15 protein-coding genes and 3 tRNA genes are annotated in these 14,293 nt (G+C 38.8%); 10 read left to right on the top strand and 8 right to left on the bottom strand.

Features of this window, described 5'->3' with window-relative positions; genetic code table 11:
• Nucleotides 1-52: 52 nt before the first annotated feature.
• A complete protein-coding gene (yafC, locus tag AC6H22_RS07335) occupies nt 53-940 on the bottom strand; it encodes a DNA-binding transcriptional regulator YafC (protein WP_118817512.1) in 888 nt (295 codons plus the stop codon).
• Nucleotides 941-1,045: 105 nt separating this feature from the next.
• On the opposite strand from yafC, the gene AC6H22_RS07330 reads away from it, so the two are divergent.
• Entirely contained in the window at nt 1,046-1,624 is a 579-nt protein-coding gene (locus tag AC6H22_RS07330; protein ID WP_005626623.1) for an NAD(P)H-dependent oxidoreductase, read from the top strand.
• Between the two features lie 62 nt (nt 1,625-1,686).
• Here the strand turns inward: AC6H22_RS07330 and rimO are convergent, their stop codons facing one another.
• On the bottom strand, nt 1,687-3,024 hold the full coding sequence (gene rimO, locus AC6H22_RS07325) for a 30S ribosomal protein S12 methylthiotransferase RimO (RefSeq protein WP_005626621.1): 1,338 nt from the start codon (nt 3,022-3,024) through the stop codon (nt 1,687-1,689).
• Between the two features lie 152 nt (nt 3,025-3,176).
• Here rimO and AC6H22_RS07320 point away from each other — a divergent pair, with 152 nt between their 5' ends.
• The 7 genes from AC6H22_RS07320 (at nt 3,177) to AC6H22_RS07290 (ending at nt 7,045) form a co-directional block, all read left to right on the top strand.
• A complete protein-coding gene (locus AC6H22_RS07320; protein WP_005626619.1) occupies nt 3,177-3,893 on the top strand; it encodes an MgtC/SapB family protein in 717 nt (238 codons plus the stop codon).
• 164 nt (nt 3,894-4,057) lie between these two features.
• Entirely contained in the window at nt 4,058-5,173 is a 1,116-nt protein-coding gene (gene asd / locus AC6H22_RS07315) for an aspartate-semialdehyde dehydrogenase (RefSeq protein ID WP_005626617.1), read from the top strand.
• Nucleotides 5,174-5,251: 78 nt separating this feature from the next.
• Nucleotides 5,252-6,196 carry an alpha/beta fold hydrolase gene (locus tag AC6H22_RS07310; protein WP_046953182.1) on the top strand — a complete coding sequence of 315 codons (945 nt, stop codon included), beginning with the start codon at nt 5,252-5,254 and terminating at the stop codon, nt 6,194-6,196.
• A gap of 115 nt (nt 6,197-6,311) precedes the next feature.
• Nucleotides 6,312-6,406 (top strand) — tRNA-Ser (locus AC6H22_RS07305).
• Between the two features lie 20 nt (nt 6,407-6,426).
• Nucleotides 6,427-6,503: transfer RNA gene (locus AC6H22_RS07300), tRNA-Arg, on the top strand.
• Nucleotides 6,504-6,559: 56 nt separating this feature from the next.
• A tRNA-Arg gene (locus AC6H22_RS07295) sits at nt 6,560-6,636 on the top strand.
• A 97-nt stretch (nt 6,637-6,733) separates the two neighbouring features.
• Complete coding sequence (locus tag AC6H22_RS07290) at nt 6,734-7,045, top strand: DUF5389 family protein (RefSeq protein ID WP_497515586.1); 312 nt, start codon at nt 6,734-6,736, stop codon at nt 7,043-7,045.
• 36 nt (nt 7,046-7,081) lie between these two features.
• Here the strand turns inward: AC6H22_RS07290 and glmU are convergent, their stop codons facing one another.
• From glmU to hflD, 5 genes are all read right to left on the bottom strand, one after another.
• The gene (glmU, locus tag AC6H22_RS07285; RefSeq protein WP_497515585.1) at nt 7,082-8,452 is read right to left on the bottom strand and encodes a bifunctional UDP-N-acetylglucosamine diphosphorylase/glucosamine-1-phosphate N-acetyltransferase GlmU; all 1,371 of its coding nucleotides are present in this window, start codon (nt 8,450-8,452) and stop codon (nt 7,082-7,084) included.
• Nucleotides 8,453-8,607: 155 nt separating this feature from the next.
• Nucleotides 8,608-8,979: a 50S ribosomal protein L7/L12 gene (rplL, locus tag AC6H22_RS07280; protein WP_005626607.1), complete on the bottom strand. Its 372-nt coding sequence runs from the start codon at nt 8,977-8,979 to the stop codon at nt 8,608-8,610.
• A gap of 54 nt (nt 8,980-9,033) precedes the next feature.
• Nucleotides 9,034-9,525 carry a 50S ribosomal protein L10 gene (gene rplJ, locus AC6H22_RS07275; protein WP_497515584.1) on the bottom strand — a complete coding sequence of 164 codons (492 nt, stop codon included), beginning with the start codon at nt 9,523-9,525 and terminating at the stop codon, nt 9,034-9,036.
• A gap of 271 nt (nt 9,526-9,796) precedes the next feature.
• Entirely contained in the window at nt 9,797-11,167 is a 1,371-nt protein-coding gene (purB, locus tag AC6H22_RS07270; protein ID WP_005626599.1) for an adenylosuccinate lyase, read from the bottom strand.
• A gap of 22 nt (nt 11,168-11,189) precedes the next feature.
• Nucleotides 11,190-11,807 (bottom strand): high frequency lysogenization protein HflD, encoded by a 618-nt coding sequence (gene hflD, locus AC6H22_RS07265; protein WP_118817511.1) that lies wholly within the window; start codon nt 11,805-11,807, stop codon nt 11,190-11,192.
• A gap of 128 nt (nt 11,808-11,935) precedes the next feature.
• On the opposite strand from hflD, the gene trpS reads away from it, so the two are divergent.
• Nucleotides 11,936-12,940: a tryptophan--tRNA ligase gene (trpS, locus tag AC6H22_RS07260; protein WP_005636075.1), complete on the top strand. Its 1,005-nt coding sequence runs from the start codon at nt 11,936-11,938 to the stop codon at nt 12,938-12,940.
• Nucleotides 12,941-12,962: 22 nt separating this feature from the next.
• Nucleotides 12,963-13,253, top strand: coding sequence for a YfcZ/YiiS family protein (locus AC6H22_RS07255; RefSeq protein WP_118806281.1), 291 nt, complete (start codon nt 12,963-12,965; stop codon nt 13,251-13,253).
• Nucleotides 13,254-13,301: 48 nt separating this feature from the next.
• Here the strand turns inward: AC6H22_RS07255 and dusA are convergent, their stop codons facing one another.
• On the bottom strand, nt 13,302-14,291 hold the full coding sequence (gene dusA, locus AC6H22_RS07250; RefSeq protein ID WP_118817510.1) for a tRNA dihydrouridine(20/20a) synthase DusA: 990 nt from the start codon (nt 14,289-14,291) through the stop codon (nt 13,302-13,304).
• Between the last annotated feature and the right edge of the window lie 2 nt (nt 14,292-14,293).

Raw genomic sequence — 14,293 nt, 5'->3', positions numbered from 1 at the left:
TTTAAAGTATTTTTGCAAATTGACGTTAAAATTTGATTCTTATGAATTTTAATTATCCCTTTAGTTCTTCTACTAAAAAGTCTAAAAACACACGTAGGCGAAGGTTGACGGCTTTATCGCTGTAGTAAACAGCATTGAAGGGGAGCATTTTATTGGAGGTTTGCTCAACAAGTAAGGGAATTAATTTTCCTTCAGCGATGTCATTGTCTATCAAAAAATCTGATAAGCAAGCGATACCACAACCTGAAAGGCACAATGACCGTAAGATTTCACCGCTGCTGGCGGTAAAATGCGGTGAGATTTTATAGGGATTTCCTTGAGCATCGAAAACTGCCCATGTATTTAGAGAAGTAGGCTCGGTGAAGCCTAAACATTGATGGTTGGCAAGATCTTCGGTGGATTGCGGCGTGCCGTGTTTTGCCAAGTATTCTGGACTGGCGACTACGCGGAAGTGGCTATCAAACAAATGACGAGTACGTAACCCAGAATCATCCAATTCTCCAGCTCGTAAGGCAATATCGACTTTGCGTTCAATTAGATTGATATAGCCTTCGGAAGAAACTAGCGAAAGTTGAATGTGTGGATAGCGTTCGTTGAATTTTGCTGACAGTGGCACTAGCAGATGTAACACCATCGGCATAGCGGAATCTACGCGTAGTATGCCTTGTGGTATTTCGTCTACAGCCAACATTTCAGCCTCTGCCGCAGCCATTTCTTGCAGAATTTTCTGCACTCGGTGAAAATATTGCGAACCTTCTTCTGTTAGTCTTAGTTGTCGCGTGGTACGGTTGATTAGGTTTACGCCTAATTTTTCTTCTAGTCTTTTCACCACGCGGCTTACCGCAGAATTTGCCATCGCTAGCTGCTTGGCTGCACGGCTAAAACTGCCATTTTCGACTACTTGTACAAATACCGTTAATTCTTCAGAAGTTGTTTTCATTTTATTATTCTGTTTAACGCAAAAGAGTTTTTTTATTTTTGCACTTTTTAAGTATAAAATAGCATAATAAAATCCCTTTTTGAATTCTTTATTTTAGGAGCAAAGATGAATATTTTATTACTAGACGGTGGAAAAGAGTTTGGTCATTCACATGGCGAGTTGAACCACACACTTCACAAAAAAGCGAAAGAAGTTTTGACCGCACTTGGACACAATGTAAAAGAAACCGTGATTGATGCCGGCTATGATGTTGAAGCAGAAATCGAAAAATTCTTGTGGATGGATGCCGTGATTTGGCAGATGCCAGGTTGGTGGATGCACGAGCCTTGGACAGTGAAAAAATACATAGACGAAGTATTAACCGATGGACACGGCAAGCTTTATCACAGTGATGGACGTCATCGTGTTAATCCGACAGAAGGCTATGGCACAGGTGGTTTGTTACAAGGCAAAAAACACATGCTTTCGCTTACTTGGAATGCGCCGATTGAAGCCTTCACTCGCGAAGGCGACTTCTTCGAAGGCAAAGGCGTGGATGCGTTGTATATGCACTTCCACAAACTCAACGAGTTCATCGGCTTGACCCGTCTGCCGACATTCTTATGTAACGATGTGATTAAAAATCCACAAGTAAAACAATACTTAGCAGACTACCAAGCACACTTGGAAAAAGTGTTCGGCTAAGAAAAAATCCATCTTCAATACGAAGATGGATTTTTTGTTTATTTCGTTAAGATTGTTGTTATTTAACAACTTCCCCACAAATCATATTCATCAGAATTTGTGATGGTTACTTTAATCACGTCGCCGACTTTGACATTGATTCCGCTTAAATTATCGACATAAACTAACCCGTCAACTTCAGGAGCATCAGCTTTTGAGCGGCCAATAATGCCTTCTTCGTCAATTTCATCTACTAATACATCAAGAGTTTTGCCGATTTTTTGTTTTAAACGATTTGCAGAAATTTCTTGTTGTAATTGCATGAAACGATGGAAACGTTCTTCTTTCACATCTTCTAGTACTTGGTCAGCCATCTCTGTTGCAGGTGCACCTTCAACTGGGCTGAATTTGAAACAGCCTACGCGATCAAGTTGGGCTTCTTTTAAGAAATCGAGCAATAATTGGAAATCTTCTTCTGTTTCGCCTGGGAAACCTACAATAAAGGTGGAGCGTAATGTTAAATCTGGGCAAATTTCACGCCATTGTTTAATGCGTTCTAAAGTGCGGTCAATGCTGCCCGGTCTTTTCATTGCTTTTAAGATTTTCGGGCTGGCGTGTTGTAATGGAATGTCTAAATACGGTAAGAGCGTGCCGTCAGCCATTAATGGAATTAAATCATCCACATGTGGATAGGGATACACATAATGTAAGCGAACCCAAATGCCAAGTTTGCCAAGCTGTTTACAAAGGGTCATTAAATCATTTTTAATTGGCATGCCATTCCAGAAAGCCGTTTTTACTCCGCCCTCTTGGCGTTTTAAATCCATGGAATAAGCGGAAGTGTCTTGTGATACCACAAGCAATTCTTTTACGCCTGCTTCGGCTAGACGTTTTGCTTCGTCCAAAACTTGCGTAATAGAACGGCTTTCCAAATCACCACGCATAGATGGAATAATGCAGAACGTACAACGGTGATCACAGCCTTCAGAGATTTTCAAATAGGCATAATGTTTTGGTGTGAGTTTTACGCCTTGTTTTGGTACTAAGCTGGTGTAAGGATTATGTGTTGGTTTTTGCACATATTTGTGAACTTGCGCCATCACTGCTTCATAACTGTGTGGGCCGCTGACCTCTAAAACTTTAGGATGCACTTCACGAATTTGGTCTTCTTTTGCCCCCAAACAGCCAGTCACGATAACTCGCCCATTTTCTTCTAATGCTTCGCCAATCGCTTCGAGTGATTCCTGCACCGCACTATCAATAAAGCCACAAGTGTTCACAATCACTAAATCAACATTTTCATAGCTTGGCACAATGTTGTAACCATCGGTGCGTAGTTCCGTTAAGATTCGTTCAGAATCTACTAAGTTTTTTGGGCAACCAAGGCTTACAAAGCCAATGCTTGGGGTTGAATTTTGCATAAAAATAACCGTTCTTTCGCTCTATAAAATTTCAAACGCAAGATTTTACTCAATTTTCGAAAGAAAGGCGATAAATTAAAGGCTTGAAAGGGTAAAGATTTTAAGCTAAGTGATGTAGAATAAACGATTATGTCGGACTTATTTTTATCATTATGGAAAATTCATCTTTACTTTTGACCGCACTTTTCGATCCTTATCATTTGATTATTTTTAGCAAAATGCTATTGGCGATGGTGCTTGGTAGTGTTATTGGCTTAGAGCGTGAGCTTAAGCGCAAACCTGTGGGCGTGAAAACTTGCGCCATTATTGCCGTCACTACTTGTGTGCTAACCATTGTTTCGATTCAAGCCGCAGAGCATTATGCGCAAGTTTCAGAAAATATTCGTACGGATCCGATGCGTCTTGCGGCTCAAGTGATTAGCGGCATCGGTTTTTTAGGTGCTGGTGTGATTTTGCATAAGAAAAATGATGCGATTTCAGGTTTAACCACTGCGGCGATTATTTGGGCTTCTGCGGGGATCGGTATTGCTGCTGGGGCAGGTTTCGTGTTCGATGCGGTTATCGCCACTGTGATGATTTTGGTCTCTATTCGATTAAGTCCGCTGGTACAACGTTGGGTTCATCGTAAATCACAACGTCGTCGGACAAAATTCAATATTCTCGTCAATGGTGCGGAAAGCATTGGAAAAGTCACCCAATTGTTAGTAAACAATCAGTATCGTATTGAACATATACAGGTGAAAGATCAAAGTAGTGGTGAAGTGCGGTTACAAATTCGCTGTTTTTCCATTGATTCCACAATGTTGAAAGATGCGTATGCATTGTTGAAAGCGGAAGAAGGCGTGATAAGTGTTGACGTAGATAACTAGAAAAGAGCGGTCAAGTTAAATTTTCTTTTAAATTGACCGCTCTTTTTTATTTCTTATTTAATTTCTTTCGCAAAATGTAAATTTCCATGAAAAATACTTGATTTTGCTAACGCTATCTTGTAATTAATAATTCTATTCAAACACAACAAACTAAGGAAACAACAATGAAAAATGTAGGCTTTATCGGCTGGCGCGGAATGGTCGGTTCCGTATTAATGGATCGTATGTCGCAGGAAAATGATTTTGCGAATCTTAATCCCGTATTTTTTACAACTTCACAAGCAGGTCAAAAAGCACCTGTATTTGGTGGCAAGGATGCAGGCGAACTTAAAAATGCATTCGATATTGAAGAACTCAAAAAATTAGACATTATCGTGACTTGCCAAGGTGGCGATTACACTAATGAAGTCTATCCAAAATTAAAAGCAACAGGTTGGGATGGTTATTGGGTTGATGCTGCGTCTGCATTACGTATGAAAGATGATGCAATTATTGTGCTTGATCCGGTAAACCAACACGTGATTTCTGAAGGCTTAAAAAAAGGCATTAAAACTTTCGTGGGCGGTAACTGTACCGTGAGCTTAATGTTGATGGCTATCGGCGGTCTATTTGAAAAAGATTTGGTGGAATGGATTTCTGTGGCAACTTATCAAGCGGCTTCAGGTGCTGGCGCAAAAAATATGCGTGAATTACTTTCACAAATGGGCTTATTAGAACAAGCGGTTTCGAGTGAATTAAAAGACCCTGCTTCGTCAATCTTAGACATTGAACGTAAAGTGACTGCAGAAATGCGTTCTGATAGCTTCCCAACGGATAATTTTGGTGCGGCATTAGGTGGTAGTTTAATCCCTTGGATTGACAAACTTCTTCCAGAAACAGGACAAACTAAAGAAGAATGGAAAGGTTATGCAGAAACCAACAAAATCTTAGGTTTAAGCGACAATCCAATTCCTGTTGATGGTTTATGTGTACGTATTGGTGCATTACGTTGCCACAGCCAAGCGTTCACCATCAAACTGAAAAAAGACTTACCATTAGAAGAAATCGAACAAATTTTAGCGTCTCACAACGAATGGGTGAAAGTGATTCCAAATGACAAAGAAACCACATTACGTGAATTAACGCCAGCGAAAGTAACAGGTACATTAAGCGTGCCAGTGGGGCGTTTACGTAAATTGGCAATGGGGCCTGAATATTTGGCTGCCTTTACTGTGGGTGACCAATTATTATGGGGTGCTGCAGAGCCAGTTCGCCGTATCTTAAAACAATTGGTGGCATAATTGGCAGAGTGCGTGACGTAAAATCTCACGCACTTTTTCTTTCTTTTGTATGCGTTTATGTATCCCATCTAAAAACTTATGAATCGAGAATCCAACTTTACTCAATTTGCCTTTACCGAACTGTTATCTTTTTTCAATCAATTTCCAACGCAATATTTCATTAGCAAAAATAATGTTCAAATCGCTTATCGTCATTTAACACACGCTAAAAGTGCGGATAGAAAATTGATGATTTTGGTGAGTGGTCGTGCTGAAAATATGTTGAAATGGTCGGAGCCAGCTTATGATTTTTATCATCAAGGCTATGATGTGTTGCTATTTGATCACCGTGGTCAAGGTTATTCAACCCATTTTTTGAAGGATTCTGAAAAAGGGCATTTAGATGAATTTCGTTTCTATGTCTATGATATGACGAAAATCATCGAAAAAGTGACCGCACTTTTCAATTATTCCACGCAGCATTTGCTTGCTCATTCGATGGGCGCATTGATTGCAACGTATTATTTGGCAAATTGTGATCATAGCATTAATAAAGCAGTGCTCTCTTCACCCTTTTACGGTATTCCTTTAAAATACCCTATTAGAGATGAATTGATTATTGCCCTGGTGAATACTTTAGGACAAGGCGAGTGTTATGTTTTTGGTAAAGGGCCTTATCAACAAGCCCATTTGGAATACAATGAACTAAGTTTCTGTAAAACTAGAATGAAATGGATGAATCGTATAAATCGTAAAAATCCAGCAATTCATCTTGGCGGACCAACGTTCCGTTGGGTGCATTTGTGTTTGAATGCAATTAAACGTTTGCCGAAAGTTATTCCTAAGATTGAAATTCCAATCCTAATTTTACAAGCCGAAAAAGAAAAAATCGTAGATAACAAAAATCTTGAAAAATTAACCGCACTTTTTCCGAATGCTCAATGTAAAGTTGTATTGAACGCTAAACATGAGGTGTTATTTGAGCAAGATGAATTAAGACGGGAAACAATATCTAAGATTTTAGTATTTTTGAATAATGAGTAGATTTTTATTCAATAATATATTTAATGTGTAGATAAAATATTCAAACAGGTGTGTTTTTCAAAAAATGGTTTGACATATTTTCTAAAAAACGTATTATACCGCTCACACCGATTGTGGTGAGATGGCCGAGCAGGCTGAAGGCGCTCCCCTGCTAAGGGAGTATGGGGTTAAAAAGCTCCATCGAGGGTTCGAATCCCTCTCTCACCGCCATTGTTTGTTTTATTTATTCTGCACCCGTAGCTCAGCTGGATAGAGTACTCGGCTACGAACCGAGCGGTCAGAGGTTCGAATCCTCTCGGGTGCGCCATTTTAAAACGGCTCTATCTTCTAAAAATGGTCATGAATAATTAAAGCATCATCTACGCACCCGTAGCTCAGCTGGATAGAGTACTCGGCTACGAACCGAGCGGTCAAAGGTTCGAATCCTTTCGGGTGCGCCATTTCATTTTATTCAAGTCTATTGATTTTGAGTTACTTTCTAATAATCACAGTATTTGTTATATTGTAATTATCTTTTATTTGTAAAATTTTTAAATTATGACAAGACAATCTTTGCCTCGTGGTTTTAGTTTATTTTCCTGGGGATTAGCTATTTTTTGTGCTCCAGTATTGTTATGTCCGATGGCTTTGTTGCTTTCCACTACATTTGATAAAAATCCTAACTTGGAAACTTGGCAAGTTAATTTATTCTCAATATTTTTTTTGATTTATCCTGTTATTCTTGCGGTGGTAGCTCGAATTTTATATCGCCTACATCAGAGAAAACCCAAATTGGCTTTTAAATTATTGGTATTAAGTGCGGTCATTTTTTATATAGCTTTAATTACGATTTGTAAAATCGGTTTATAAAAAATCCTACGATAAAACGTAGGATTTTATGCTATTTTATTTTTTCTTTGTTGGTCGTTGCCAATCTTGAATATGGCGTTGAGGAACTCGTGTAATCACTAATTCATTTTCGCCAACATCACGTGTAATTGTTGTCCCAGCACCAATAGTTGCGCCACTTGCGACTTTCACTGGTGCGACTAACTGTGTATCAGATCCCACAAATACATCATCACCGATGATCGTTTTAAATTTATTTGCGCCATCGTAGTTACAGGTGATGACACCCGCACCAATATTACAATTTGAGCCGATTTCTGAATCGCCAACATAGGTTAGGTGATTTACTTTAGAACCTTTACCAACGGTAGATTTTTTAATTTCTACAAAGTTACCGACATGCGTTTCAGCTGCAAGTTCTGCACCTGGGCGTAAACGAGAAAATGGACCAATTGCGGCTTTTTCTCCCACTACAGAATCTTCTAGAACAGAATAGGGTTTTATTTCTACATCATTGCCAATAACAACATTTTTCAATACGCAACCTGCGCCAATTCTTACGCGATCACCGAGTTTTACACTACCTTCGATAATAACATTAACGTCGATTTCCACATCTTTTCCATGCTCTAATGTTCCACGTAGGTCAAAGCGAGCGGGATCGTAGATCATTACTCCTTCAAGTAATAACTTGGAGGCTTGTTTATTTTGGAAATAACGTTCAAGTGCGGCTAATTGTAAGCGATTATTTGCGCCTTCAACTTCCATGACATCTGTTGCTTGTACAGCAACAACTTGGCAATTATCCTGGTTTGCGAGAGCAATAAGATCCGTTAAGTAATATTCGCCTTGAGCATTATTATTGCCTACACGAGCTAGCCATTTTTTGAAACTTGCGCCATCGGATACCATAACGCCAGTATTTACTTCTTTAATATTTAGTTGATCTGCATTTGCATCTTTTTGTTCTACAATTGCCACAACATTCCCATTTTCACGGATAATTCGCCCATAGCCTGTTGGGTTATCTAAATTTACGGTAAGCAATGCAATGCCATTTTCTGGTTTTGTTTTAATTAACTTTTCTAATGTTTCTTTAGTTATTAATGGTGCATCGCCGTAAAGTACAACAATATTTTCGTTATCCTTAAAGAACGGTGCTGCTTGTTGAAGTGCATGTGCAGTACCAAGTTGTTCTGTTTGTAATACCCAATTTACTTGTTCATTTGTAAGATGGGTACGCATTAAGTCTCCACCGTGACCATAGATTAAATGAATATTTTCTGCGCCTAATTGATGAGCAGTATCAATTACATGTTTTACCATTGGTTTACCAGCGATTGTATGTAGAACTTTAGGTAAATCGGAATACATGCGTGTTCCTTTTCCGGCTGCTAAAATTACCGCACTTAATGCTTTTGTAGTCATAGATTTTCTCTTTATTTATCAATAATAGGAGATATTCTATCGTAGAAAGGAGAATATGATAAGTTTTTAAATTAAGGAAGTTGTGGCTTTGTAGATAGGAAAAAACCGATGGCTTCCCATCGGTTTTCTGAATTTTAAAGTGGTTAAAATAGAAATTATTTAACTTCTACTTGTGCACCAGCTTCTTCTAATTCTTTCTTAAGTGCTTCAGCTTCTTCTTTAGAAACACCTTCTTTTAATGCTGCTGGAGCAGATTCAACTAAATCTTTAGCTTCTTTTAAGCCTAAACCAGTTGCACCACGTACTGCTTTGATTACTGCTACTTTGTTAGCACCAGCTGCTGCAAGAATTACGTCGAATTCAGTTTTTTCTTCTGCTGCCGCTGCGCCGCCTGCTGCTGGAGCTGCTGCTACTGCTGCCGCTGCTGAAACACCGAATTTTTCTTCCATCGCTGCGATTAATTCAACGATTTCAGTTACAGTTTTTGAAGCAATCGCTTCAATGATTTGTTCGTTAGTTAATGACATAACAATCAATTCCTAAAATAAATAAAGTTAGATGAAGTAAGAAACGCTTAATGATTAAGCTGCTTCTTGTAATTTGTCGCGTAATGCCGCGAAGGTGCGAGCAAGTTTGCCTGCTGCAGCTTCTTTCATTGTGCCCATTAAACGTGCAATCGCTTCTTCGTAAGTTGGTAATGTTGCCAAGAATTCAACATCTTGGATTTTACCTTCAAAGGCTGCACCTTTAATTTCAAACTTATCGTTTGCTTTAGCAAACTCTTTGAACAAACGAGCAGCTGCGCCCGGGTGTTCGTTAGAGAACGCGATAAGTGTTGGACCTACAAACGTATCTTTTAAGCATTCGTAATCTGTGCCTTCAACTGCGCGACGTAATAAAGTATTACGAACTACACGCATTGTAACGCCAGCTTCACGTGCTGATTTACGTAATTCAGTCATTTTCTCAACAGTTACACCGCGAGAATCCGCGATTACTGCTGAAAGTGCACCTTTGGCTGCTTTATTTACTTCAGCAACAATTGCTTGTTTGTCTTGAAGATTTAATGCCATTGGCTTTTAGCTCCTGAATACACTCCGATTACTCGGAATTAATTTACCTAATCCTAAGACCAGGATGACTTCGGCGCCCAGAAGCAAGAAAAATTCTTATTCTGTTCACCATCTACGTAGGATAATTAAGATTACTCCCCTACGGTCTTGGATGGGGCTTGAATAGGTCAAGCACCAACCAGAAATTTGTTAGACTGACTAACACAGATGCAGAATTATAGAGAAAAGCTATGTTCTTGTAAAGAATATTGTTGGAAAAAGAGCCAAATTCCTATGATAGCTTTTCTACTAATTCCACTGCAGCTCCAATATAAGTAGCGGGCGTTAATTTTTGTAAACGTAATTTTTCTTCTTGTGGAATAGCCAACTTATCAATAAATTCACGCATAGCCTGTTCTGTCACTCGTTTACCTCGCGTTAATTCTTTTAATTTTTCGTAAGGTTTTTCTATTCCATAGCGGCGCATTACGGTTTGAATTGGTTCAGCTAAAACTTCCCAGTTTTGATTGAGTTCTTCTAATAAGTGCGGTTGATTTACTTCAAGTTTACTAATGCCTTTGCGTGTTGAAGCATAAGCGATCAAACAATAACCTAATCCTACGCCTAAATTACGTAATACGGTTGAATCCGTTAAGTCACGTTGCCAGCGAGAAATTGGTAACTTTTGACCTAAATGGGTCATCACTGCATTGGCTAAGCCTAGATTGCCCTCTGAGTTTTCAAAATCAATTGGATTGACTTTATGTGGCATGGTAGAAGAACCAATTTCGCCTGCAATAGTTCGTTGTTTAAAGTGATTTAATGCAATGTATCCCCATAAATCCCGATCAAAATCAATGATAATAGTATTAAAGCGTACTATAGCATCAAAAAATTCAGCGATGTAATCGTGTGGTTCAATTTGTGTGGTATAAGGATTCCATTGAATACCTAATGAAGTGACAAATTCTTCGCTGAATTTATGCCAATCAATATTAGGATATGCCGATAAATGCGCATTGTAGTTACCTACCGCGCCATTGATTTTACCTAAGATTTCCGCGTTTTGGAGTTGTTTAAATTGACGTTTTAGGCGGTAAACGACATTCGCCATTTCTTTGCCCACTGTGCTTGGTGAAGCTGGTTGGCCATGTGTGCGAGAAAGTAGTGGAATCATTTTATATTCTTCTGCAAGACGAGTGATTTCATCAATCAGTTTTTGCCATTCAGGTAAAATCACTTCGTCACGAGCAGTGCTTAACATTAATGCGTGAGAGAGGTTATTAATGTCTTCTGAGGTGCAAGCGAAGTGAATAAATTCGGAAACGTTTACTAGCTCCACTTCATTTTGAATTTTCTCTTTCAGAAAATACTCAACGGCTTTCACATCATGATTAGTTGTGCGTTCAATTTCTTTAATACGCGCCGCATCAGTTTCATTAAAATTAGCCACAATTCCATCTAAAAAAGCATTTGCTTGCGTAGAAAATGGCGGTACTTCGGTAATGTCTGCCTTTGAAGCTAATTTTTGTAACCAACGAACTTCCACAGCTACACGGAATTTCATTAACCCGAATTCGCTAAAAATAGCGCGTAATGGAGTTACTTTATCTTGATAACGACCATCAAGAGGGGAAAGTGCGGTCAGTGTAGAGAGTTGCATAAATGTTTGCTCCAGAATTGTATTAATAAATAGAAGAATAAATCTGTTTTGCGGTGGTAAGTAATTTTTTGCGGAAAAATAAAATTTGCCATTTGGTTCCGCCCATTTGTTTCCACAGCACAGCAGAGCGAATGCCTGCAAGTAAAACTGCACGAATTTTATTTTGTACGACTTCTTGTCGCAAATAATCAGGCGAGCCTAGAATGTGAATTTTTTTGCCCAATGGACTAATAACGTCGCTGTAAATATTTGCCATAATAGATAGCATTGTTCCACTATCGCGAGTGTAATGAATTTCCTGTTCTTTTAGGCGAGAAATTCGATTGCTTAATGTTTGTTTGGCATCAGGGTTTTTTGATAATTTTCCTTCTAATGCCAAAAGGCTTAACCAATAGCGAGTTAAATTTTGATCGCCTTGCGCGTTGAGCTGATGAATTAAGGTTTCTAGACCTAATTTTAAATGACGAACTTCGCCACCAAAAACATCTTCGATTCGTTGTGGTTGGGTAATGAAAAGGCTATTAAGTGCGGTTAAAAATATATCTGAATCAGCTCGGCTTTCTGTTGCAAGTTGATGAACCAATTTTGCTGATTGGCACACGCCAGCAAGGGCAAGAACAATATCGTGGTAGTTTTTCATTAGAAAATATTAGGAAAACGTTTTCGTTAAATATAGCATTTTTAACCTAGCTTTTGAACTCGAACATTAAAAAAGCCTGGAGTTTCTGTTATGATGTGCGAACAGTTTTAAGGTATTAAGGATTGATTATGGCAAAACCAATTGTTTTTAGTGGCGTGCAGCCTTCTGGTGAATTAACTATCGGAAATTATTTGGGCGCGTTGCGCAACTGGGTAAAAATGCAAGAAGATTATGAATGTATTTTCTGCGTAGTTGATTTACATGCGATCACTGTGCGTCAAGATCCTGTTGCCCTTCGCAAAGCAACGCTTGATGTGCTTGCTCTTTATTTGGCGTGTGGAATTGATCCAAATAAAAGTACTATTTTTGTTCAATCTCACGTTCCAGAACACACGCAATTAAGCTGGGTGTTAAACTGCTACACTTATTTTGGTGAAATGAGCCGAATGACTCAATTCAAAGATAAATCAGCGCGTTATGCAGAAAATATTAACGTGGGTTTGTTTGATTATCCTGTGTTAATGGCGGCGGATATTTTACTTTATCAAGCAAAAAGCGTGCCTGTTGGCGATGACCAAAAACAACACTTAGAAATTACGCGTGATATTGCAAACCGCTTTAATGCGCTCTATGGCAATATTTTCACCATTCCTGAAATTTTCATTGGAAAAGCAGGTGCACGTATTATGTCATTGCAAGATCCTGAAAAGAAAATGTCAAAATCAGATGATAACCGCAACAATGTAGTGACACTTTTAGAAGATCCAAAATCTGTGGCGAAGAAAATTAAACGTGCCGTAACGGATTCAGATGAGCCACCTGTTGTTCGTTATGATGTGCAAAATAAAGCGGGTGTATCCAACCTTTTAGATATTCTTTCTGCGGTTACGGATAAGCCTATTGCTGATCTTGAAAAAGAATTTGAAGGTAAAATGTACGGACATTTAAAAACAGCTGTAGCGGATGAAGTATCAACTTTACTTGCTGGTTTACAAGAACGTTTCCATCAATATCGTAATGATGAAGCTTTATTAGATAATATCTTACGACAAGGAGCGGAAAAAGCTCGTGCAAAAGCGCAAGAAACTTTGGCGAAAGTATATGAAGCAGTAGGTTTTGTTGCTGCAAAATAAGCTGAATAAAAGGGATAATATTATGGCGATTCAAACTGAAAAACCGATTGAATGTGTAGGTTGTAATACTTTTGATATGAAATCACTTTTCGATAATCGTGATTGTAGTCAGGTTATTGAATATGTTTATGACAGTGAGAAACAAGCGCAAGAAGCGCTCGTATTTTTTACTCAGAAAGCGCGTGATGTAGAAAGTGAACCTTGTGAAATTCAATCTGAAATTACAAAAGTGGATGATGGCTATTTATTAAAGGCAGATTTCACTTTCTGTTGCCAAGCTGAATTGGTGATTTTTCAAATGCGTATTGCGTAAGAAAAACAGCTGAAAAATAAGCCGCACTTTTGCGGCTTATTTTGTTTTTTAGGATTCGTTTTCTACAAAGCTTAAGGCGGTTTCAACTACTTCAACTCCCGCACCTTGTTTAAACGCATTTTCGCTTAAATAGCGTCGCCATTGACGAGCACCTTTGCAATTTTGGAATGCGCCTAACATATGGCGGACGATATGATTAAGGTGTATGCTTTGGCTAAGTTGTTGCTCAATATAAGGAAGCATTGACTGTACTGCTTCATGAGCGGTAACAATTGGTGCGTTAGGATCAAATAAGGCTTGGTCAATTTGCCCAAGTAAACTTGGATTTTGATAGGCCTCTCGCCCAACCATCACGCCGTCCACATATTGCAAATGTTGCTTCATTTCTTCAATGGTTTTAATCCCACCGTTAATTGCAATAGTTAGATGTGGAAAATCACGTTTTAGTTGATACACCCTAGCATAATCTAATGGCGGAATTTCTCGATTTTCTTTAGGGCTTAATCCTGAAAGCCAAGCTTTTCGTGCGTGGATAATAAATTCTTGGCAACCTTTTCCTTGAACCTTCTCAATAAAATCACATAAAAATTCATAGCTGTCTAATTCATCAATGCCAATACGCGTTTTCACAGTGACTGGAATTTTGACCGCACTTTGCATTTGTTCTACACAGTCTGCTACCAAATCTGCTTTCGCCATTAAGCAAGCGCCAAACATTCCATTTTGTACGCGATCAGAAGGGCATCCTACATTAAGATTAATTTCGTGATAACCTCGTTCCTCAGCAAGTTTTGCACAATATGTGAGTTGTTCAGGATCGCTTCCTCCCAGCTGTAACGCAACGGGATTTTCTTGTAAATCAAAATCCAAGTGGTCATATTTTGCGTGGATAATCGCAGGTGCTGTGACCATTTCAGTGTAAAGTAATGCGTGCTTTGAAAATTGGCGATGAAAATAACGACAATGGCGTGTTGTCCAATCTAACATTGGCGCAACCGAAAAACGGCCGCGGTAAAAGTGCGGTGAATTTTGAGGCATTT

Source organism: Haemophilus sp. THUN1690, assembly GCF_059704375.1.
This window is presented reverse-complemented; position numbering and strand designations above follow the sequence as displayed.